Origin of the sequence: Atopobium sp. oral taxon 416, from assembly GCF_018128285.1 — a bacterium.
In the GTDB taxonomy this organism is placed as follows: Bacteria; Actinomycetota; Coriobacteriia; order Coriobacteriales; family Atopobiaceae; genus Olsenella_L.
The window spans coordinates 2,969,471-2,991,820 of sequence record NZ_CP072380.1; the positions used below are offsets into that span (position 1 = coordinate 2,969,471).

Genomic DNA, 22,350 nt, shown 5'->3' on the forward strand with positions numbered 1-22,350 from the left:
TCCACTACGCAGGGGTCTCAAAGGAGCGCTGGTCGCCGTGGGCTCATGAACAGGATACTACGCTGTGTGCTTACACTGGCACACACAGTGATCGAATACGTACACATCGAAGGCGATCGAGTCGTGATTAGGGTGAGGCCTGCACTGCCCGATCTGCAACAGGAAATGCGATTGCTACGACAGATCGCCGAGGCCCTCAGCTCGTAGCGGGCGATGGACCTGGCTCGGTCGATGTGCTCATCTGGAATACGCGCTGCACAGGGTAAGGTGGCCAGAGCACGGCGTGCTGGTAGAGTCAATGCCCTGGGCGAGGCGCAAAGTGTGCTTCACGCGCGGCTTTAAGGAGTGGGTGGTGTGCCTGGTGCTGCGCGGATCCGGCCAGCGCCGTCGTGGTGCTCGCGCGCGTGGAGTGGCACACGCTCGGTGAGGTGTGCGCGTCTGCGCCGATCTTGAGGCCGTGCGCGGCAGGGGCCTTCGAGGGTGCAAGGCGCATCGGGATCGATAAGACCTCCTACAAGAAGGGCCACAAGTACCTGATTGTCGTCGTCGACCACGACCGGAGATGGCTGATATGGGTCCACGAGGAGTACGGCAAGGATGTGCTGAATCTGTTTTTCGACGAGCTCACCTGAGAGCAGAGGCGCGCTATCGAGGCCGTCACCGCCGACAGTGCGAGGTGGATAAAGACGCTACTTCGGCGCCGTTGCCCGAATGCGCGCTGGGTCATGGACCCGTTCCATGTCGTGCAAGGGATAACCGATACGCTCGACGAGGTGCGCTGTAAGGAATGGCAGGTCGCGAAGAAGGCGGCGCACGACGCGATGGCGAGGCGCGACCGGCCAGGCCGGCCGCGCAAGGGCGAGAAGGCCACCGACGCGATCAAGGGCAGCCGTTTCGCGCTCGTCAAGAACCCCTGAGGATCTCACCGCTGCCCAGCGCGCCAAGCTCTACTCTCTGGAGAAGAAGGCAGCTTCGCGCCTGTTCAGAGCAAGGACGGCCGATAAGGCCGCGGCGCTGCTCGAGGAGTGGATGTGCGATGCGATGTATTGTAGGATCAAGCCGCTCGTCGCCATCGAGAAGAAGGTGCGAAGACACAAGGTCGACATCGCGGCGGTAGTCGAGCTCGGAATCGGCAACGGCCGCGTCGAGGCGATCAACAACAAGATCAAGGTGACAATCAGGATGGGCTATGGCTTCCGCAACACCGACAACCTCATCGGAGTGCTCATATTGAGGTGCTCCGACAGCAGGCCGACGCTTCCGGGAAGGGCCGAGGAAAGCACGAAGAAGAAGGCTGCTTAGATGAACTTCTCACCCATAACCCACAGAAACTACCGAAGGCTCTAAAATTGGCAAGTATGTGTCGGCGCTCAGTAACAAGACAAATCTAGCGGGGAGCACGGCCGGCTGGCTTGTGTTCGGTGTGAGAAACAGTACTTGGCGCGTAGTCGGGACTGAGTACAGGCGGGACCCTGAGAGGCTGAACGGCCTCAAGAAGCAGGTGTCCGATGGCACAGGGCCGAGCCTAACGCTCCGGAGCATCCGCGTGTTCGACCGCCCGAACGGCCGTGTCATCATCTTCGAGATTCCTCCTGCACCCCAGGGGATACCGATATCCTGGAAGGGGCATTTCTACTCAAGAGCAGGCGAATCGCTCGAGCCACTCTCTATCGAAAAACAGGACGCTATACGACAGGAAAGCTCCATGCTCGACTGGACGGGACAGACACTGGAAGATGCGAGCGTCGACGACCTCTCTCCCAAGGCTCTCGCCGTCGCGCGCGAGGCCTTCACTCAGCGGAACTCGGCGCGCATCCCCCGAAAAGAAATCGAAGGCTGGGATGACGACCAGGTCTTGACACATGTAGGGCTCGAGACAAAGCACGGTCTGACGAGAGCTGCAATCTTGCTGTTGGGAAAGCCCGAGTCCGCATACATCCTGAACCCACTCATGGCCGAATTAACATGAAAGCTGCTCGGACAGGGCGAAGCCTACGAACATCTCACCATCCCGTTCATCCTTGCCACTACAGACTTGTACAAACACATACGCAACGTAAAAATGCGTCTCCTCCCTCCCGGTAAACTCGTCCAGTGCGAGGTTGAAAAGTACGACCAGCGCAGCGTCCTCGAGGCCATGCACAACTGCATTGCACACCAGGACCACACCAAGAGCTCCCGCGTTAGCGTTGTCGAGCGCCCAGACAGGATTGAGTTTACGAATACCAGCACATTCTACGAAGGAAAACCCGATGACTACGCCCTTTCCGGCCACGTCCCTATGAGATATCGCAACCCAACACTCGTGCAGGCAATGACTCAGCTGAACATGATCGACCACTTAGGGTATGGGATAGAGCGGATGAACCGCTCCCAAGCAGAACGCTACCTGCCGCTGCCCGACTACGACCTGAGCGAGCCTGGCCTCGTCAAGCTCACGATATACGGAAGCGTCGTCGACGAGTCATATACCAGGATGCTCATGCGTGACAGCGAGCTGCCTTTCGAGGACGTGCTCGCCCTAGACCGAGTCCAGAAAGGAATTCCAATTCCCGATGCTGCCTTGCGGAGGTTGCGGCGAAAGAAGCTCATAGAGGGTCGGAGACCCCATGTGAGAGTCGCTGCCTCCATCGCGGAAATCACAGGAACGCGAGCGAGCTACGTCGAATCTCGCGGCAAATCGGAGGAGTATTGCCAGGCACTCGTCACTGATTATCTGAAGAAGCATGGTACAACCTCGCGAAATGAGCTAAATGAGACGGCGGATTAGCATTCTGAGTGCAACAGGATGGCCCGCTGAATGCAGGTGTGGCACACTCCGGAAGGCTACGATGTTGGTTGTCTCAATCAACGTCGAAAGCTAAAAGGAATGTGCCACTACAAGCATCTCAAGCCTACAGGAGAGGAACTGCATAGCCGAGCTGTGTGGCACAAGGGAAGCTCCATCGGCTATATCGCGGCAGAGATCGGCAGGGACAGCTCCAGCATCTGCCACAAGCTCAAGAGGAACGCACGGCACGGCCGCTTTAGGGCATGCGCTGCCCAAAAGGAGATCGGATGAGCGCCGCAGGAGATGCAGGGCGAAAAGGCGGCTTTCAGACCGTGCACTCTCTCATCATGGACAGACACTGGTCCCTGGAGGAGATAGACGACATCTCAGGCTCGAGGGTGGTGTCAGCTGCATCGTTGAGCCTGCCGACTATTCTACCGGCAGGTCCATAGCCGCCACGCTCGAGCTGCCGGGATCTGGCCCGCAAGGCAAGATGCGGCACCACCTGCGCAGGAAGGGGCTTAAGACCAAAGGCAAGATCGAGATCTTACACACCGTAAAGGAGAGGCCAAAGCAGGCCGATGCGAGGTTTCGTCTCGGAGAGTGGGCAGACGACACGCTCGTGGCAGCGGGACCCGTGTGCCTGCTCGTACTTGCCGACAGGGCAGTGAGGCTGCTTCTCGCAAAGAGATGCCACCACGACAGCGGAAGCGTCTCTAAGGCCGCCTTCGGGCTTTTGCAGGGATGTCCCCTTAAGACGCTCACTTCCGGATAGGGGCAAGCAGTTCGCAGGGCATGCAGGGTTCACAAAGGCCTTGGGAGGCGTGCAGTTCTACTTCTGCGACCCTCACCATCTATGGCAGAAGCTAACAGTTAAGAACACCAACGGGCTCCTGCGAAAGTTCTTCCCCTAAGGGCAGCGACTTCAGCAAGGTCACAGACGAGGAGATCCGGCATGCGGTGACCCTGATCTGTGACAGGCCAAGGAAGGTCCTGAAGTACAGGACAGTCAGCGAGGTCTTTAGGGAGATGTTGCACTCAGCTTGACAATCTGCCCCTGAAAATCGTCCATGTTCTACCGCTCCTTTTGCAAGCTTGCCCTGCCGGGCGTCCCGGTCGAGGTGCGCCTCGCCTTCGGTGGCTCTTCGTACCGCCACGATTGCCAGCATCGCAACCGTCCCAGCAGGTGCTGGCGTTTCCGTTGTCTGCGACCATCATAGACACGACTGCTTCGAAAGATAGGCATGCACCAATAAGTGAAGTACTACCCGTTTGGAAACATTGCTTACCATCAGGCTTTTTCATGGCATTCCGGATAATAGCGCAAGAAACCTGACAAATGACCTGTCCCTTTGTCAGGTTCTTGTCGGGTTTTACTCCTGCACCTTGAGGGCCAGGGCAAGCGGAATGCGTTTGATGCGGCGCAGGTGGAAGAGCGCCACCACCAGGTAGGTCGCAAAGCCGATGGCCAGATCTTCTACGATAACCTGCGACGTGTACGTGACCACGAAATTGCCGGGATAGGAGAGCATCATCATTTCCATGGTCGTGCTGACGCCCCACATCGCCAGCGGCAACCCCACCACCAGCGAGATGGCGACCGCCAAGGTAATCGTCGAAAGGTAGAGCCGACGGATCTCTCGATTGCGATACCCGAATACCTTCATGAGCGAAATGGACCGGGCGCTATGATCCAGGACGGTCTTTGTCAGCAGATACATGACCACGAAGAACACGACCGCGGCGGCTACCAGGATAAGCTGCACCATATCGGAGAATGTATCGATCATCTGACCTGCCAGATTCTGCATATCCTGCGGCGTGATATCCGACGAAAGGTAGTCGGAATCTATGTTGAGTTCCTTGTTGCTCACATAGGCGTTGAACCAGTCGTCCGCGTAGCCGAAGGCATCTCGGAAGGCGCCGCACGACATGTACACGTTCATGTTGGCACTATCGCCCGTTGCCGCATCGATGACGAACGCGTAGCTCTTGTCGGTAAACCGATCGTAGAGCACCACGGTGTCGCCTACTCGCATGCCACATTTGTCCAGGAGCCCCTGCCCCACTAGTACACGTCCATCCGATACGTCTAGGCCAGTCCAGTAGCGCGAATTCTTCTGGATACCGTAGGCTGAAACGTCCTCTTCACCCTTACCCATCTTGCGCGAGACCTGAAGCGAAGCAACGCAGGCCTTCTCCGCATGGTCGATAGCCTCCGAGGAGAACGTACCTTTCTTTGCTACTGGGTGAATATCGGCAGCGATGCTTTCAGCCATGTCCGAAAGCCCCAGCTCGTCGGCGCCCGGAAGAAACTTGTCGATTCCAGCGAGCACGCCGAGCTGGTCGCGCAGCTTCTGCTGGTGGTCGGTCATCTGCAACTCATAGGGGGCCTTGAGCACGTAGATGTGCTTGGCGGGCATCGAATCGGCCACGTGATCGGCATAGTCATTGAACATGGGCAACAAGACCAGCGAATACAACACCAGAAAACTGCTTGCGAGCACCCCGATGAACAGTGTGACGAACGTCGAGGTGTTCCGCATCAGGAAGCGCAGGCGAAAACGCGTCGCATAACCCAACTGCGCAGGCAAATGCAGGTTGTGGCGCCTGCGGCCATGCGAGACCTCATGCCGTAGGAAGGCGAGCGGGGTTTCGCCGAGCTTGCGCGCCAGCCCCACGAACGTGATTGCCACGAGCAGCGTGTATGGGAGCACTGAGGTAAGCAGGAACGTCTGCGCATCGAACGTCGCATGGTACGGCGGAATGCTGTACGAACCGTAGTAGAGTTCCCGCGCCACTCCGGAGACCACCGTGTACCCCAAGACGTTGCCGACTACGACGGTAACGAGCCCGACGAAGCATGGTAGGAACAGATAGTGGCGGATGATCTCGTCCTTGCGCCACCCGGACGCGCGGAGCGTGCCGATGACCGATGACTCCTGCACCACCGTCGCATTAACCAAAACGACGAAGATGAACGCCATGATGGCCACAAGCACATAGAGGAGAACCAGGTACACGGCACTGTCACCGTTCATGTCCGTAGCAAGATAGCTGATGCCCTGGTTCTGCTCCCGGTCGAGCAGGGACGTAACCGTGGTGCCGTGCTCCTCGAGCTTCTTGGTAACTTTCGTCTCCTGCTCGATACGATCCGATACCGAAAGGGTCTTGTCGTCGAGGATGAGCGAATAGGTGTATGTCGTCGAGACTCCCGAAAGCCGCGTGAACCCCTTTTCGGTCACCAGCGCCACGCTGAAGGTCTGCATATCCATCACGAAATCGGTGTTCGAGCGCATAAGCGTGTTGTAATCTGGCAGCACCATGATGCCGCAGATGGTGAAATGCTTTCCTTCCAAATCGAGGGAATCCCCCACGGAGAGGCCGTGCTTCGAGCAGAACGTATCGTCGAGCGCAATCTCGTCGCTTGCTTCGGGCGCACGCCCGGCGAAGTAGCTCGGCGTATCCACGCTCGTGCGATTACAATAGGTACGGATGGTTGCCTCGACGCCGTCAATCGTGGAGGAGGCATCGCGGCTCCAGTTGTTATAGGCCGTTACACCCAGATCTTCGACCGCCTGGCGCACGTCCTTGCCGATTGCCGCAGAGGTCTCGACGCGCGCGTCTTCAAGAGAGCTCGACGCCTGCTGCTCTGCAATAACGTGCTGGATGGACGAAATGGTAGCAAGAAAGCCCGAGGTCACCGATATCGTGACCACCAGCAGAACGAAGATGCCGATGTAGCGTCCCGCATCGTGGACGAGTTGGCGTGGATAACGTTTGTGCAGGGGGTTACGCATGGCGGCCTCCTACCATTCGAGCTGGGCGGCGGGAACGGGATCGGCATTGATCTCGTTCCCGACAAGCACCCCTTCGCGCAACTTAAGCCGTCGCGTCGCCATCTGGCCGATAGCGTTGTTATGGGTGACGATGATGGTCGTGCACCCATGGTCATGACAGACCTGCTCAATGAAGGCGAGTATTTCCTTCGAGGTTTCGTAGTCCAAAGCGCCCGTCGGCTCGTCGCAGAGCAGCAGACGGGGCTTCTTCACCAGTGCACGCCCGATGGAACAGCGTTGCTGTTGACCACCGGAGACCTGTGTGGGGAACTTGTCGCGATGACCCCACAGGCCCAGCGAATGAAGCAGCTCGTCAACATCGAGTGGGTCACGAGACAGATAAGCGCACACCTCGATGTTCTCGCGGATGGTGAGGTCTTCGACAAGGTTGTAGAATTGGAAGACGAAGCCGAGCGATTCGCGCCGGTAATCGTCAAGCCCTCGACCTGAAAGCTCAGTAAGGTTGACGCCGCCAACTTCGATCGTGCCGCCGTCGGGCTGCTCAAGCCCGCCTACCAGGTTGAGAAATGTTGACTTGCCCGAGCCGGAGGGCCCCAACAGAGCGCACAGCTCGCCGGTACCAACATCGACGTCGATCCCCTCAAGAACCTCGACGCGCGATCCGCTTTCCCCATAGCCTTTTCGGAGATCCCGCACCCTCAGAAAGTCGTCCATGATAGTTCCTATCTTTTAGCTATTGCATTTGAGAGCTGAGTATCGAATGCTTTCAGATACAATGCAGAATCTGGCGGGTAGGGATGCCAACATGTCAGCCCCTCTCCCAACCTCTGTCAGTTAGATAAGATTAACATATCGGGAAGTTAGCGTAAACTGACAATCTGCCGACCTTAAACTCTAGGGCCTGAGGAGAAAGACCCGACGGGAGGCACACCTGGAGCGGATGGGTGCAATCGTTGTGTGGGATAGCTGGATTGTTCTGGTAGATACCAGCTACCACGGACAGGCGCGTGGCAGGTATGTGCGCGCTACAGAGACGAAGCTTAGGATGTATCTGCTTTAGGTTATGTTTGCTCTCTTAAGACGAGTAAACCTAAAGATGCTATCCTGGATTGCCACTCCTGGCAGCGCTTCTGTGCACGTGGACCTCATGCAGGCGCAGGTACCAGATGCAACGACACTTGCGAAGATGCGCCATAGCCTTAAAGCGAGAGGAGTTCGGCAAGGCTTGTGCTTCACGACCTGAACTTAGAGCTCGAAAAGGCAGGGATCATGGCGCGGGGTGGCCCCATAGTGGATGTGACCTTCACCTGGGCCCTAAAGCTTAACGAAGAACAAAGACCACGCGCGACCCTTAAAGCGCACCAGTCCAAGAAAGGGGGGCCTGGCGTATCGGATACAAGGCGCATATCGGCGTGGACGTCGAAGGTGGCCTTGTGCATGGTGTGGAGACGATCGCCTAGAATGTATCTGACATATCCTGTGGCACACGTACTTGTAAGGGAGTATGACAGGTTCTGCTATGCAGATTCCGGCTATACCGGTATAGCGAAGCGCCCTTAAGGACACATAAAGACCCACACCTCTCATCTATGCGCTAAAGCGTTGCTAAGGAAGCCTTCGACCATAAAGGACCTTGCCTGTGCACTCTTGTCCGAGAAAGGCATCGAGTCCAGGAAGGCATCCGGTCGCTCAAAGGTAGAGCATCCCTTCCTTATCGTGAAGTGGCGCTTCTGCCCCTTAAGGAAGCGCTACAGAAGGATAGAGAAGATGCCTGCACACTCAAGTCTTTCTCGCCCTTGCAAACCTTACCCATGTGTATCTTTTGCCGGCAGGCTGCACCTCCCGGCTCTCAGCGTCGCTTGATCCATCTTGGAGCCTTATTGCGGTGCATGCGGCAGGACAAATGTAAGGATGGCGGCTCCTGCACGTGCTGGATGAGCATCCTTCCCTGCCTTTCCCGCATACCGGCCCAGAAAAGTCGTGTAGTCGGTCCCCTTTAACACGTTATGGGGCATTAATCATCGTTTCCCTAGACGGGAGGGATGGGGGCTAGGATAGGGACACCATCGGATATGGGCTTTCGGTAGCAAGCGCCCCTTCATGTCGAATAAGCTTAGCCAATTTAGCCTGTGTGAGCGCGCTTGCTGTGCCGATGCCGCTCCAATCATCATTTCTCCCCACCAGGTAGATTCCTTCAGTGCAGCGAAGCAAGAAAAATCTACAGAACTACTGGATTTTTAAAAAGTTAGCTATAGAATACTCTTCTATCCAAGCAAAACTTATGGAGGATGTGCATGGGGGATAAGAAACAGGGGGATCTGCATACGCTGCTTCGTTTCGCAGGCAAACGTGGAGGTTTGACCTTCGTGGGGCTTGCGCTTTCTGCGGTCGCCATGGTTTTGAGCATGGTGCCTTATATATGTATCTGGCTTGCGGTGCGCGACCTTGTTGCCGTTGCCCCCGATTGGGGAAGGGCAAGCGGCATTGCTGTTTATGGATGGGCGGCCTTATTCTTCGCGGCAGTGGGAATCCTCGTCTATTTCGTTGCGCTCATGTGTACGCACCTGGCGGCGTTTCGCACTGCCTCAAATATCCGCAAACAGGGCATGGCCCGTTTGATGAACGCTCCACTCGGCTACTTCGACACCAATGCGACGGGTCTTATTCGAAATCGTCTGGACGGGGCTGCTGCCGATACCGAAACGCTGCTTGCACACAATCTGGCCGATGTCGTGGGCGCTGCGACGATGTCGATCGCCCTGCTCGTGTTCATGTTTGTGTTCGATTGGCGCATGGGCGCTGCGTGCCTGGTTGCCGTCGTGATATCCATAGCGGCGATGGGCTCGATGATGGGCGGTAAGAACGCCGAGCTCATGGCGGCATATCAAGCTGCGCAGGACCGCATGAGCAAGGCAGGTACGGAATATGTCCGCGGCATTCCCGTGGTGAAGGTGTTCCAGCAAACGGTCTATTCGTTCCGGGCCTTCAAGGAGGCCATCGACGATTACAGCGCAAAGGCGAGCCGTTACGAAGGGGAAGTCTGCCGCGCGCCGCAATCCCTCAACCTGACATTCGCCGAAAGTGCGTTCGCCTTTCTGGTTCCCGTCGCGTTGATTCTTGCGCCGGCAGCGCTTTCTGCCGGAAACTTCGCGGTCTTCATGGCCAACCTCGCCTTCTATGCGGTGTTCTCGGCGGTTATCTCGACGGCGCTAGCGCGGATCATGTTTGCTGCTGGCGGCATGATGCTTGCCGATACGGCGCTGGATCTCATCCGCCCGATCATGGAGGCGCCGACGCTTGCCGTCGATCCCCATCCCGAAACGCCGCAGGGGAACCGGGTTGCGTTCAAGGATGTGAGCTTTACCTACGAGGGCGCCACGACGCCGGCGCTTCGCCATGTTTCGTTTGCAGTCGAGCCTGGACAGACGGTGGCCCTGGTCGGCCCCAGCGGCAGCGGGAAGACCACGGCGGCAAGTTTGATTCCGCGTTTCTGGGACGCGACGGACGGCGTGGTGGAAGTAGGGGGAGTCGACGTGCGCAAGGTAGACCCCCACGTGCTCATGGATCAGATTGCCTTCGTATTTCAGGAAAACCGTCTGTTCAAGACAACGATTTTGGAGAACGTGCGTGCCGCCCGCCCCGATGCCACGCGCGAAGAGGTGGTGGCGGCGCTTTCCGCTGCCCAGTGCGATGACATCATCGCCCGCCTTCCGCAGGGCGTGGATACGGAAATCGGGTCGAAGGGCACCTACCTTTCTGGGGGCGAGCAGCAGCGCATCGCCTTGTCGCGGGCGTTGCTGAAGGATGCGCCCATCGTGGTGCTCGATGAGGCGACGGCGTTTGCCGACCCTGAGAACGAGGTGCTCATACAGAAGGCGTTCTCTACGCTCATGGCCGATCGCACCGTGATCATGATCGCCCATCGGCTGTCGACGGTGGTCGGTGCCGATAAGATCATCGTGCTCGATTCCGGCGTCGTTGCCGAAGAGGGAACGCACGATGAGCTGGTTGCTGCAGACGGCTTGTATGCTCGGATGTGGTGCGACTACAACCGGGCTGCGAAATGGCAGATCTCAACTGATGAAGCGGAGGAATCGAATGCTGTTCGATAGCGCCTTCCAGCGCAAGTTCGCGCTTTCCGACAAAGGCGTGGCCATGGTCAAGAAGGGAACGCTGTGGACCGTGGTGGTGAACCTGGTAGTCATGGGCGGCGTGGGCATCCTCTATCTGGTCATGGGCCAGCTGATGGACACGCTGGCGGCGGGGTTGCCTCCGCTCGGGGTGCTCGTGCTCACCCTCTGCACGATCGTGTTCCTCGTCGTATCGTTTGCGGTGCATTCCCAGCAGTATCGGGCGACATACGGTCTGGTCTACGACGAGGTGAAGAACGTGCGCATCGGCTTGGCCGAGCAGTTGCGCAAGCTGCCGCTGAGCTTCTTCAGCCGGCGGGACTTGGCCGATTTGACCGAGACGATCATGGGCGACGTGAATCGGATGGAGCATGTGTGGTCGCATGTGCTGGGCTATCTGTACGGCGCCATCATCTCGACGGTCATCATTGCGGTCGTGCTGCTTGTCATGGACTGGCGCCTGGCGATCGCCTGCCTGTGGGGAGTGCCGGTTGCCTTTGCGCTCCTGTTTGCGGGGCGCAGGCTGATCGAGCGCAATTCCGCCCGTACGCGGGCCGCGGCTCTGGAAGTGTCCGACGGCATCCAGGAAGCATTGGAGAACGTGCGCGAGATTCGTTCGACCAACCAGGAGCAGTGCGTCCTTGCTGCCTTGGACGACAAGATCGATGCGCATGAACGGGCTATGGTCAAAGGCGAGCTGGCAGCGGGGCTTTTCATGAACGGGGCGAGCGTGGTCATGCGCTTGGGCGTGGCCACCACGCTTCTGACCGGGGCATACCTGATCGTCTCCGGCCAGGTCGGCTTCATGATGCTGTTCCTGTTCCTGCTGGTGGTCACCCGCATCTATGCGCCCTTCGACTAAGCACTCGCACTCATCGGCGAGGTCTTCTACTCCGAGGTTTTTGCCCGCAGGCTCACGGAAATCTACGATACCCCCACGGCGACGGGCACGAGCACGTTCGACCCTCAGGGTCATGACATCGCATTCAAGGACGTGGGCTTTTCCTACGACGACGAGCAGGTGCTGCACGATGTAAGCTTCACGGCTCGGGAGGGCGAGGTGACAGCACTTGTCGGGCCTTCGGGTTCCGGCAAGAGCACCTGCGCCCGCTTGGCCGCGCGCTTGCTGGAAACATCGGAGGGGACCATCACGGTGGGAGGCGTGGATATCTCCACGGCCGATCCCGAGGTGCTGCTGGGCGATTACTCGATGGTGTTCCAGGACGTCACGCTGTTTGATGACACGGTCATAGAGAACATCCGCCTGGGAAGGCATGGTGCCACGGATGCGGAGACGCTTGCGGCTGCAGCTGCAGCCGACTGCGACGAGTTTGTGCAGAACCTGCCCCAGGGATACGGCACGCCTATCGGCGAAAATGGGGCGCGGCTGTCGGGCGGGGAGCGCCAGCGCATCTCCATCGCCCGCGCCCTGCTAAAGAACGCGCCCATCATCGTGCTCGATGAAGCGACTGCGAGCTTGGATGCCGAAAACGAGACCCAGGTGCAGGATGCGCTGTCCCGCCTGCTGGCGGGCAAGACCGTGCTGGTCATCGCGCATCGCATGCGGACCGTCGAAAACGCCGACAAGGTGGTGGTGTTGTCCCGGGGCAGGGTGGTAGAGGAAGGTTCTCCGCGTGACCTGCGTGCACGCAAGGACGGTATATTCGCCCGGATGTGCGCGCTGCAGTCGGCGAGTGCGAGCTGGAGCCTGAAGCACAATTGAATTTGTAGAACGAGCGACAACAGTTCTTCCGAAAGGAAGCGATGGTTGTGGTACAAGTTTTGAGCCAGACCGGGAGGCTGCCCGCCCGTGATGCGGTGATTATCGTGATGCGTTTCGTGTTCATGGTCCTCATATGTCCCAAACCCCTGTCAAGTGGCAATGCAGTCGCGAAACAGGCGCCTACAAGGCTTCCTGAACTGCAGGGATGAAGGATATTCGACGAATTCCGCTGCGGACGCATCCTGTATATGAGACATGCGGGCGTCCCTGCCGCCTTGAGTCTCACGCACACAGCGGCATTCAGGGCTTTCGTGGAGATTGGCAAGGGAAGGCAACGAAGGGAGCGGATGGATGGCGGCGTGGCGCTATGCAGCCTGGGTTGAGGCCCGCTTCTGTACCTGCTGGCCGATGAAGAGCATGAACCTTCCCAGCTCGGCTGCTGTGGCGGCATTAGCCTTGCAGGGTAAGACGTCCCTCTCGAGCAACTGCCTCCTCCGAGAGCAGCCGTGCACGCTCCCTGATGTGTAGATCCACCGACGCAGGACAGCTCTTCGAAAAAGTAGGCCTTGCCCTTGCGCACGCCCAGGCACATCCCATAAGGAGCGCCCTCAGCAGCCTGGGGCCGCTTCGATATGCCTGCCATCCTGTGGGAGGCGGCGCTTGACGACTGCGACGGGGAGAGCCCCAGCCAGGATGTGACCCTCCTCCCCGAACAGAACCTGGAAAAGTCACACATCTTTGCGCAGAAGGTAAAGGCGCACCTGAAGCCTACTCCCTTAAGGTATAGGAGCACCTTAAGGGCAGGGGCGAGCGTGCACGTGGATGCAAGGGGATGCACCCTCTCCATCATCGCGCCGTACTGCTCGTCTGCGGACTTCGCAGCCCGAATGTCGGCAAGAAGCGTCGCTTGCGAGCCTGGATTGACAAGGGCGCAGGCACGCAGCCATGCCCAGAAGTCGACTCCCCAAAGCCTCTTTTTGCCTGTCTGCGGGCGTCCTCTCCACCCAGACGATCCCGTGGCGGCAAGCAGGGCGAGCACGCGCTGATGTGCCTTCTTCTGCTGTTCCTTGAGGTCCTTAAGGGCACACACCGCGTCCCTTTAGCTCTGCTATCTCCTGTGTGGGCACCCACACCCTGTAAAGCTTGTCTGCCCTTGCCATGTCTTGTGAGCCTCATGGAGTCGTTCCTGTCGTTTTCCCTCGTGCGGGAGTAGGCCAGCAGGTGGACATCCTTGAGGGCGCTATGCTCACGACCTTTACATCCTTAGTCGTTGAGTATCCGTGCAGGGACAAGTCTCGTGCAGCCTGCCTCGCAAGACGCCGATGGCAGGCTTTCAGAAGCACTCCTGCGCCGTCCATGCCCCGATGTCAGAATACGGGTCGCTGCGGAAGGAGCGCAGTCTCTCCTATCTTAAGGATGAGGGCGCACAGCGACGTCATCCTCGAATGGCTGTCGATCCTAAATGCCGTCCTCATGCCTGCCTTGCTGATGGTAGTCTTGCCCATAGGGGCCTTCCGGTTCTCGTTGCTGCAGCAGCAATCATTCTGGGCCTTGAGAGGCCCTGCTTCAACTCAGGCGGCAGATCCTCCCCGCTCTGTGGGTTCGGGTCATATCGTCTAGAGGAGGGCCGTTTCTCTGTCTTTGTGCGCACTGCGCTTCGGGCATCGGCCCACAGCTTTTAGGATTGAACCAAAATGTTAGGGAATGATACAGATTAATGCCTGCTACTATCTGATAGATGCAGATACGGTACACTAAACTATGAACTTAAGCACGGAGGAGGTCCTGGCGTGACTGGACGCAACGCTACATCGCAACACATACCAGCGCGTACTCAACACATCTCACGCGTTGGGATGATAGCGGCTACCTATGCCGCACTCACTCTGATTGTTACACTCTTTTTAAGTGGCCTTGCGTGGGGGCCGATCCAATTCAGGCTCTCTGAGGCGCTGTGCGTGCTCGCGCTCTTTACTCCTGACGCTATCCCCGGACTCACACTGGGGTGCGCACTTGCCAACATTGTAAATATCGCGTTGTCAGGAACTGGTACCTTGGGGCTGCTCGATGTGGTCTTCGGGTCGCTTGCCACCTTATTAGGGGCTACCTTTACCTGGCATTTCCACGATAAACCGAAACTGGCACTGGTGGGACCGGTCTTGTTCAATGCGTTGATCGTACCGGCGTATTTACCGCTGATGCTGACTGCTCTGGGATTCACGACGATCCCCTTCACTTCAATCTCACTGAGCGAATCCTATATTCTGGTCTATCTGTTTGGTGCTATGACTGTAGGCATCGGCGAGGCAGTCGTGATGTATGCCTTAGGGATGCCGCTCTACCATGCTCTTGCAAAGACATCGCTTTCTGATCGATTGCGTTCAACCCCTACAGGTGCAGAAAGGGGCCCAAAAGTTTGAAACCCGCAATCATTATTCCAACGTATTGGGCTCAGACACGCGAAAAGCAGGCGAAACGGAAAGTGGGTGCTTACGACCATACAACCCCACTCGACGCCCAAAACCCTGATCTGGAAACCTGTCTCATCTCACTTGAACAGGTGCGTGGGGTTCTGAGGGTCATTATCCTGCTCGTCGTGGATCGGGACTATGAGAAGCAGGCGCGGGCACGGGTTGACGCTATCTGCCGGGAGCATCCCAACCTCAGCCCACTGGTCATAGGGTCAGCGGAGGGACGCTATATTAAAGATGCTGTCAGTGATATTGCCCCTGATGTGAGTGGGGAGCCGGTCTCCCTGCGCGGTTACGGCGCTATCCGCAATATGGGATTGGTGGTCGCCGCAGTGCTGGGGTACGACATCGCGGTCTTTATGGACGACGATGAGACGGCGGTCGATGAGAACTTTCTGATCGATGCAGTCTACGGTCTTGGGAATGTGAATCGGCAGGATCTGCCGATTGATGCTAAGTCGGGCTATTTTCTTGATACGAATGGTTCCTGCTATGCGGATGTGGAGCATCCCCGGTGGGCCGATAAATATTGGGCTAAGCGCTCAGAGTTCAATGAGTGGATGCACATCGCGCAGGAGTCTACGAGGATTTCACACTCCCAGTATGTGTGTGGAGGCTGCTTCGCGCTGCACGCCAACGCCTTTTCCCGTATCGCATTCGATCCCTACATCACCCGCGGTGAGGATATGGACTATCTGATCAACATGCGGATGCACGGGCGTGAGGTGTGGTTCGACAACCAGTGGTATGTGAAGCACAATCCACCTGAGACGACCTCTGCGGCCTCACGGTTCCTTCAGGACGTCTATCGGTGGAGCTATGAATATGAGAAGGTGAGATTCTCCAACACCCAACGTGACCTGCACATTATCACCCGTCAATCGCTGGAGCCCTATCCGGCGCCCTGGCTGTCCCAAGAGGTGTTTGAGCGCATCAAGAAGACTTCCTTCAGACATGCGCTCGTGGACCGTGAGCACTTTACTTATTTCACCATTTGGGCGTCCGGACGCTTTGAGGCACGCCGTTGGGCTCGAAGGCATGCGCAAAGCTACCTGCAGTTCCAGACTTTCTGGCCGAGGATCATGGCATCGCTGTGGAGCAGAACAGACATTGAGCAGATGATCATGCAGAGCCAAAACCTTACTGGGGGCGACGAATAGGTGCATGGAGGATCAGAGAAATAATACTGTTGCGATCTTCAGTCTCCTTGTGCTGCTGTTAGTGAGCGTCACGTTGATGATCGTGTTGGGATGGGGCATCGCTTCCGAAAGTAGCATCATCACCGGTATCATCGGTGCCGCCCTTGCTGTCGTTATCGTCGTAGGCAGCTTCTCCTTGGTCTACCCTGAGACGCTGCAGTCACGGGCGACCGAGCGAACCTTACGGATCGCTTCGAGCACCCTTGACCATATGCGTAACGGCCTGACGCCTGACAGCTGCCTTGCGGTCTGCAAGCTCCTGCTCCCCGAGACTCACGCTGATGCGATCTCCATGACCGATACCAAGAGGGTCTTGGCCTATGTGGGGGAGAATGCGGGGTCAGTGACCTCAGGATCACCGATCGGGGAGTATACGAAGAACGTGCTGCAGACCAATAAATTGCAGACGTTCCAGTATTCCCGTCCTGAGATACTGCAGCTCCAAAACAAAAAGACCGATTCGAATACCAAGCATGAGATTATGACGACGGGCATCATCGCTCCGCTAACGGTCCAAAAGAAGAGCGTCGGCGCTATCATCTTCTACTTCAAGCATGGCTCAGACATCGACCGGACGCAGATCGCGATTGCCCGCGGTCTTGCCAACCTGCTCTCTACACAGCTCACCTCCTATGAGCTGGACCTGCAGGCAGAGCTCACGGCCCGCGCGGAGGTCAAGGCGCTGCAGGCGCAGATTAACCCGCACTTCCTGTTCAATACGCTCAATACGATTGCGGCGCTGATCCGCACTGACCCGATGCAGGCACGCGAACTGCTCCGTGAGTTCGCTTCCTTCTACCGGCAGACCCTGGAGAGCTCACAACAGCTCATCCCGCTTTCCCGGGAGCTTGAGCAGACCCGGCGCTATCTCACCTTTGAATATGCGCGCTTCGGAAAAGACCGGATCGTGGAGACTGAGCATATCCAGCCCGGCCTTGAGAACCTAATGGTTCCCGGCTTCATCATCCAGCCGATCGTCGAGAACGCGGTGCGCCACGGAATGCGCGACGAGGGACCGATCCGCATCGATATCCATGCGGTGGTTGACGGGGACGACGTACTGATCGCCGTGACGGATGATGGTGTCGGTATGGATGAGGAGACGAGGAAGTGCCTCGTCGAGTACCACCCTATGGAGCACAGATCAGGTGAGCACGGAAGTGGGATGGCCCTGCACAATGTGGGGGAGCGTGTGAAGCGGTTCTTCGGTCCTGGTTCCGGATTAGAGGTCGTGAGCCAGGTCGACAGGGGCACACAGGTAGCGCTGCGCCTTGCAGGGGTTGCCAAGACGCTTGATTTATCAAAGCAGTAGCGGTTATGATGCTGTGTGATGAAGGCTTTCACCTACAGGCCGTTAAACCTTTAAAAATATAGGTAAACTTGATAGGGCGTTCAAAGTATCAAGGAGGTCTTTTCACCAATGTTGCGCGCTATGATTGTGGACGACGAGGTACCTGCACGCTCGGAGCTTAGATATCTTCTTCGACAGACCGGTCGCGTTGACCAAATCACTGAAGCTGGCAGTGCCCGGGAGGCTGTTGAGAAGCTGATGGAGGGACGTCCGGACGTCATGTTTATGGACATCTCAATGCCGAAAACCTCTGGCATGCAATTGGCAGAAGCCCTGCATAAACTGAGAAATCCCCCTGCGGTTGTCTTTGTCACAGCTTACAGCGAGTATGCACTTGAAGCCTTTGATGTGAACGCGGTGGACTATCTGATGAAGCCGGTCGAGACCGACCGCCTCAATCAGGCGCTCGACAAGGTGCAGGCGCACATCAAGCCGGAGCAGCAGAAGCGAGCCTCCATTGAGCGCATCCCGGTCGAAAAAGGTGGGCGTAAAGTCCTCGTGCCAATTGACCGCATCCGCTACATTGAGGCCAAGGACGATTACTCCTGTATATACACGGACACCGATCGCTATCTCTCTACAATCTCCCTTGCCCGCTTAGAGAAGGAGCTTATCCCGCACGGATTCTTCCGTGTCCATAGAGGTTATATCGTGAACCTCCAGTACGTGGAGGACGTTGAGGTGCTGCCGAGCGGTATTCTGCAGCTCGGAGTCAATGGCATCACCGACAAGAAGATCTCTGTTTCACGCAGACGTGTTGTGCAGTTGAAACACGCACTCGGACTCTAAGGGATCATTGTGGCAAAACAGGTCGCAGTCGTATCCGATACACACGGCTTTCTCAGTAAAGATTTGCTTAAGCATCTCCAGCATGCCGACCTGATCGTGCATGCTGGAGACATCTGTTCCTCTGAGGATATCAAAACACTGGAAAACATTGCCCTATTGAAGCTCTGTCTCGGTAACAATGATTACGGCTTTTCCTTTGCCCCTCAGGTGAAGAAGAATCTTCACTTCATCTATGGGGGATTGCTGTGGCAGGTCTGCCACTATCGGGAGCGTTTGATGCCCCAGCTCGGCGGTATCGAGATCTGCGGTCATACGCACAAACCCTTTATCGACCAATCCAAGAAGCGCCTTTTGGTGATGAATCCTGGTTCTCCAACCTTCCCGCGCGCTGAAGATGGCCCGACTATGGGATGGATTGTCGTGGATAGCGGAGAAGTGCAGGATGCAAAGATTATCCACTTGGATCCTGCCTCTATCGGCTTCTCATGGTGAGGCCACTCTTTCTTGATTCATCGCGCTTTGGTTGGAGCAGCCTGTTTACGCTTTCATATGCTTCGGTTGTGCCTCCTTGTTGAAAGCATGGGTTACGTGCGTACCCATGTAGTATGGAGCGATCGTGTGAGTATAGAACACGAGCCAGAGCAGTGAGATGCAAAAGCCCGATACCACATCAGAGGCATAGTGAACACCAAGATAGATACGACTGATGCCGACCATTGCGATTACAAAACACAGCAGGGCACATGAGATATACTTGAGTGCCCTATTTTTCTGATAGACCCAAATTATCCAGACAATCAATCCAAAGAATGCCATCGCTACCATTGAATGGCCTGAGGGGAAACTAAAGCCGACCTCGCTGATCAGGCGGAAACCTTCCGGGCGGGGACGCCGGATGATATCTTTGAGAATGAAATTCAACGCTACGGCGCAGACCAGATTGATCAGAATGCAGCGTCCCAGTCTCTCCCCGGAAGTGAGGGAAATGACAATCAAACAGAACACTCCCAGGATGACAGGGGAGGCAAGATCGGAAAACTGTTCCATATAAGGAGTGAGCCATCTGCGGCGCAGTTTCACGACAAAGAGGTTGTAGGCTATTCCATCCATATGGAGGATGTTCCCGGTAAAGAGGTCTTCGAGGATTGCGAAGAGGATCATGAGTGCTATCAGTGCGAAGATATACGCCTTATTTCGCCTGAGTATCTCGATAAAAGTGTCGGATGATGGGGAGGCTTTCACGGGTGTGGTGCTCCTTCCTCACGATGCGTTGTGTGCACACGACCCCTCGAGGTGCTTTGTATGGGGTCTGATAGGTCTCTGAGCTATATACAGGTTTGCAGCGCTGCTTGCTCAAAAACGCTTCTATCATCTCACATATAAGGTGGTCAGAGTATCTTTTTACGTGCTCTACCGTGGATTTAAACTGCTTCTGCACTATACGATAAGGCAGCTGGTAACTGGGGTGTCCCTATGATGCCCTTCTAATTGTCAAGCCACAGCAGGTGACTTTTCTGCATCGTCCGCCGGCGGCTCCACATACGGCACTCCATCGCGCATCATTGCATAGATGACCCGGGACCTCTTGCGGACCACTGCCTTGAGCGCCTTGTTGTGCCTCATGCCCCTTGCGGGGCCAAGCATCGTGGTGCTTCCCGAAGCGCTTCTTCGTCCCCACGAGCGAGTTGCAGCTGAATATGAGAAGGTTCTTGAGGATCTTGTTGCCTTTATGGGCGCTCTTCTGCGACCTTATGGACGACCCGGAATCATGGTCTGCGGGAGTAAGGCCGCAGTATGCGGCGAGCTTGCTGTCTCTTAGGAAGAGCGAGGCGGCGAGGACCGAGGCGCTCTTGGGCCCTATGCCCAAGATGGTGAGCAGGCAGCGGTAGGTCTTATCGTCCTGGAGCAGGCGCCCCAGCTCCGCGGAGAGCTCCGCCCCTCTCGGAGCTGGCCGCAAGGATCTCCCTGGCAAGGCTGCTTGCCAGCATGTCCTTTGCATCGGGATGGAAGGATGGGGAGGAGAAGAGCGTGGGACAGCTTCCAGAAGGTGTCCCTTGCCTGGGCGCAGGCGCCATGCCTCGCGCACAGCGTGCAGTAGTACCTCCTGCCTGTAGCGGCAAGGCCCTTTGCCCCTCGTATTCGGCCATGGCCCCGAGCTGTCATGCGCTCGAGAGATCCCCTGCGGGCTCGGCGGCGGGGTCGGACTTAAGAAGCACCGCATGGAGCCTGTTGCGGGCCGGCGCGCCTCGTGGCATATGAGAGCTGTAAGGACAGCAGCGAGACGCAGGTGCTGAGGTCGTCGGTCTCGGCTATCGGCCTGATGGCCGTCCTGATCCCGATCCCCGCCTGCGCGATGGCTTCGGTATCTGTTCGGTCATTCTTGGCCGTTCCGGGAAACATCTCCCGGGCGTACTTCATCGCCTTCCCCGGGAAGGTATCTAACATTAATCCTTTTCGCGCACCACCTGTACACGATAAGCGAGCCGATGTTGTTCTTCTGGTCCACAATTGACCAGGGCGCCCTCTCCCGCCTCGTCGAGCAGAGCCTCGATGTTCTCCTGGCACCTGTCCTGCCTGTAGCTGATCTCGATGGTGCCACCCAGTTTCAGGTTCACTGCCCAGTGAAATGGCCTCCTGACATCTATCCCGAGATAGAAGCGCTGTGGCCCGAACCAGTCTTTCTGCTTGCACTCCATGGTGGTCATCTCCTCTTAGGTCGGCTAGCCAGCGTGTCTGAGGGACGACATCCACACTACCCTGCTTATCGTGTGGCACATCCCTATCAGCCGTTCTCAGACAGACCACCATCCCTTAGCAGCAACACCTCCCGGGCCTTCGCGAGAGGCAGGGACATACGGCTGTCCGGGAAAGGCTAGCCAGCAGCCCCTTTCAGGGCCATCTACAAGGTTAGGGAATCCGCAGGCACCTCATTGTCGAAAACCCCAAAGCTCGAAGAAGTCCCCAGGGGCTGGCTCTCACTGTAATGGGCGGAATCAAAGAGTTAGAGAACCTAGGGAAACGATGATTAATGTCCCATAACGTGTCAGAGAGGACCGACCACACGACTTTTCTAGGCCGGAATGTGGGAAAGGCAGGGAAGGATACCTATCCAGCACGTGCAGGAGCCGCCGTCCTGCCCCATGCACCGCAATAAGGCTCCAAGACGGATCAAGCGACGCTGAGAGCCGGGAGGTGCAGCCTGCCGGCAGAGATGCACATGGGTAAGGTTTGCAAGGGCGAAGCAGACATCGAGTGTGCAGGCATCTTCTCTATCCTCCTGTAGCGCTTCCTTAAGGGGCAGAAGCGCCGCTTCACGATAAGGAAGGGATGCTCTACCTTTGAGTGGCCAGATGCCTTCCTGGACTCGATGCCCTTCTCGGAGAAGAGTGCACAGGCAAGGCCCTCTCTAGTCGAAGGCTTCCTTAGCAACGCTTTAGCGCATAGATGAGAGGTGTGGGTCTTTATGCGTCCTTAAGGGCGCTTCGCTATACCTATATAGCCTAAAGTCTGCGCAGCAAAACCTATCATCTTCCCTTATGAGTGTATGTGCCACAGGATATGTCAGATACATTCTAGGCGATCGTCTCCACACCATGCACAAGGCCGCCTGCGGCATCCACACCGATATGTGCCTTGTATCCGATACGCCAGGCTCCCCCTTTCTTGGACTGGTGCGCCTTAAGGGTTACGTGTGTGGTCCTTGTTCTTCGTGAAGCTTTAGGGCCCAGGTGAAGGTCGCGTCCACCATGGAGCCACCCCGCGCCGTGATCCCTGCCTTTTCAAGCTTCTAAGTTCAGATCGTGAAGCATAGCCTTGCCGAACTCCTCTCGCTTTAAGGTTATGACACATCTTCGCGCTCGTTGTTGTGTCTGGCACCTGCGCTTGCATGAGGTCTGCGTGCACAGAAGCGCTGCCAGGAGTGGCAATCCAGGATAGCATCCTTAGGTTTCCTCGTCTTAAGAGAGCGAACATGACCTAAAGCAGGCTACATCCTGTTATGAAGTGACCGTTGTCAAGAGGCAATTTCAGGAAATTTCCCCCCCTGGCTAGCCACATTTGTGTTTCTCTGACAGCATCTGGAAAGAGCTCTGATTTAACAGTTCCCGGCATGTGGCCA

20 protein-coding genes and 3 pseudogenes are annotated in these 22,350 nt (G+C 56.9%); 14 read left to right on the plus strand and 9 right to left on the minus strand.

Annotated features, from left to right (window positions below; genetic code table 11):
* Positions 1–428 precede the first annotated feature (428 nt).
* From J4859_RS16550 to J4859_RS15700, 5 genes and pseudogenes are all read left to right on the plus strand, one after another.
* Positions 429–1,302: pseudogene (locus J4859_RS16550) on the plus strand (transposase).
* A gap of 46 nt (positions 1,303–1,348) precedes the next feature.
* Positions 1,349–1,969, plus strand: a complete 621-nt coding sequence (locus J4859_RS15685) for an ATP-binding protein (RefSeq protein WP_256436896.1) — start codon at positions 1,349–1,351, stop codon at positions 1,967–1,969.
* Positions 1,970–2,035: 66 nt separating this feature from the next.
* A complete protein-coding gene (locus J4859_RS15690) occupies positions 2,036–2,770 on the plus strand; it encodes an ATP-binding protein (protein ID WP_212331429.1) in 735 nt (244 codons plus the stop codon).
* Positions 2,771–2,869: 99 nt separating this feature from the next.
* Positions 2,870–3,061: a hypothetical protein gene (locus J4859_RS15695; RefSeq protein ID WP_212331431.1), complete on the plus strand. Its 192-nt coding sequence runs from the start codon at positions 2,870–2,872 to the stop codon at positions 3,059–3,061.
* Positions 3,062–3,263: 202 nt separating this feature from the next.
* On the plus strand, positions 3,264–3,545 hold the full coding sequence (locus tag J4859_RS15700; RefSeq protein ID WP_212331433.1) for a hypothetical protein: 282 nt from the start codon (positions 3,264–3,266) through the stop codon (positions 3,543–3,545).
* Positions 3,546–4,143: 598 nt separating this feature from the next.
* On the opposite strand, the gene J4859_RS15705 is transcribed toward J4859_RS15700, so the two are convergent.
* Both J4859_RS15705 and J4859_RS15710 read right to left on the minus strand, forming a co-directional pair.
* Positions 4,144–6,570 carry an ABC transporter permease gene (locus J4859_RS15705; protein ID WP_212331435.1) on the minus strand — a complete coding sequence of 809 codons (2,427 nt, stop codon included), beginning with the start codon at positions 6,568–6,570 and terminating at the stop codon, positions 4,144–4,146.
* Between the two features lie 9 nt (positions 6,571–6,579).
* Positions 6,580–7,284 carry an ABC transporter ATP-binding protein gene (locus tag J4859_RS15710; protein WP_212331437.1) on the minus strand — a complete coding sequence of 235 codons (705 nt, stop codon included), beginning with the start codon at positions 7,282–7,284 and terminating at the stop codon, positions 6,580–6,582.
* A gap of 1,580 nt (positions 7,285–8,864) precedes the next feature.
* Here J4859_RS15710 and J4859_RS15715 point away from each other — a divergent pair.
* The 4 genes from J4859_RS15715 to J4859_RS15725 all read left to right on the plus strand — a co-directional run bounded on the left by J4859_RS15715 (position 8,865) and on the right by J4859_RS15725 (position 12,632).
* On the plus strand, positions 8,865–10,682 hold the full coding sequence (locus J4859_RS15715; RefSeq protein ID WP_371812099.1) for an ABC transporter ATP-binding protein: 1,818 nt from the start codon (positions 8,865–8,867) through the stop codon (positions 10,680–10,682).
* Entirely contained in the window at positions 10,669–11,562 is an 894-nt protein-coding gene (locus J4859_RS16555) for an ABC transporter ATP-binding protein (RefSeq protein WP_249113690.1), read from the plus strand. Before J4859_RS15715 ends, J4859_RS16555 begins: the two co-directional genes overlap by 14 nt.
* Positions 11,563–11,694: 132 nt before the next feature.
* Entirely contained in the window at positions 11,695–12,423 is a 729-nt protein-coding gene (locus tag J4859_RS16560) for an ABC transporter ATP-binding protein (protein ID WP_249113691.1), read from the plus strand.
* A gap of 41 nt (positions 12,424–12,464) precedes the next feature.
* Entirely contained in the window at positions 12,465–12,632 is a 168-nt protein-coding gene (locus J4859_RS15725; RefSeq protein WP_212335462.1) for a hypothetical protein, read from the plus strand.
* Between the two features lie 473 nt (positions 12,633–13,105).
* On the opposite strand, the pseudogene J4859_RS18075 reads toward J4859_RS15725, so the two are convergent.
* Positions 13,106–13,273: pseudogene (locus J4859_RS18075) on the minus strand (hypothetical protein); the annotation flags it as partial.
* A gap of 1,006 nt (positions 13,274–14,279) precedes the next feature.
* Here J4859_RS18075 and J4859_RS15735 point away from each other — a divergent pair.
* The 5 genes from J4859_RS15735 to J4859_RS15755 all read left to right on the plus strand — a co-directional run bounded on the left by J4859_RS15735 (position 14,280) and on the right by J4859_RS15755 (position 18,725).
* On the plus strand, positions 14,280–14,843 hold the full coding sequence (locus tag J4859_RS15735; RefSeq protein WP_212331442.1) for a QueT transporter family protein: 564 nt from the start codon (positions 14,280–14,282) through the stop codon (positions 14,841–14,843).
* A complete protein-coding gene (locus J4859_RS15740; RefSeq protein WP_212331445.1) occupies positions 14,840–16,054 on the plus strand; it encodes a hypothetical protein in 1,215 nt (404 codons plus the stop codon). Before J4859_RS15735 ends, J4859_RS15740 begins: the two co-directional genes overlap by 4 nt.
* A 4-nt stretch (positions 16,055–16,058) precedes the next feature.
* Positions 16,059–17,405 carry a sensor histidine kinase gene (locus J4859_RS15745; RefSeq protein WP_212331447.1) on the plus strand — a complete coding sequence of 449 codons (1,347 nt, stop codon included), beginning with the start codon at positions 16,059–16,061 and terminating at the stop codon, positions 17,403–17,405.
* 108 nt (positions 17,406–17,513) lie between these two features.
* Positions 17,514–18,233, plus strand: coding sequence for a LytTR family DNA-binding domain-containing protein (locus tag J4859_RS15750; protein WP_212331450.1), 720 nt, complete (start codon positions 17,514–17,516; stop codon positions 18,231–18,233).
* 9 nt (positions 18,234–18,242) lie between these two features.
* Complete coding sequence (locus J4859_RS15755; protein ID WP_249113692.1) at positions 18,243–18,725, plus strand: metallophosphoesterase; 483 nt, start codon at positions 18,243–18,245, stop codon at positions 18,723–18,725.
* 45 nt (positions 18,726–18,770) lie between these two features.
* Here the strand turns inward: J4859_RS15755 and J4859_RS15760 are convergent, their stop codons facing one another.
* From J4859_RS15760 to J4859_RS15780, 6 genes and pseudogenes are all read right to left on the minus strand, one after another.
* Positions 18,771–19,475: a phosphatase PAP2 family protein gene (locus tag J4859_RS15760; RefSeq protein WP_212331453.1), complete on the minus strand. Its 705-nt coding sequence runs from the start codon at positions 19,473–19,475 to the stop codon at positions 18,771–18,773.
* A gap of 249 nt (positions 19,476–19,724) precedes the next feature.
* The gene (locus J4859_RS17260) at positions 19,725–19,856 is read right to left on the minus strand and encodes a hypothetical protein (protein WP_256436774.1); all 132 of its coding nucleotides are present in this window, start codon (positions 19,854–19,856) and stop codon (positions 19,725–19,727) included.
* Positions 19,857–19,902: 46 nt separating this feature from the next.
* Positions 19,903–20,454: pseudogene (locus J4859_RS18080) on the minus strand (transposase); the annotation flags it as partial.
* Positions 20,439–20,678 (minus strand): hypothetical protein, encoded by a 240-nt coding sequence (locus J4859_RS15770; protein WP_212331457.1) that lies wholly within the window; start codon positions 20,676–20,678, stop codon positions 20,439–20,441. The gene J4859_RS15770 and the pseudogene J4859_RS18080, both read right to left, overlap by 16 nt.
* A complete protein-coding gene (locus J4859_RS15775; protein ID WP_212331458.1) occupies positions 20,678–20,929 on the minus strand; it encodes a hypothetical protein in 252 nt (83 codons plus the stop codon). The genes J4859_RS15770 and J4859_RS15775 overlap by 1 nt, the downstream gene beginning before the upstream one ends.
* A 472-nt stretch (positions 20,930–21,401) precedes the next feature.
* Positions 21,402–21,662: a hypothetical protein gene (locus J4859_RS15780; RefSeq protein ID WP_212331460.1), complete on the minus strand. Its 261-nt coding sequence runs from the start codon at positions 21,660–21,662 to the stop codon at positions 21,402–21,404.
* Between the last annotated feature and the right edge of the window lie 688 nt (positions 21,663–22,350).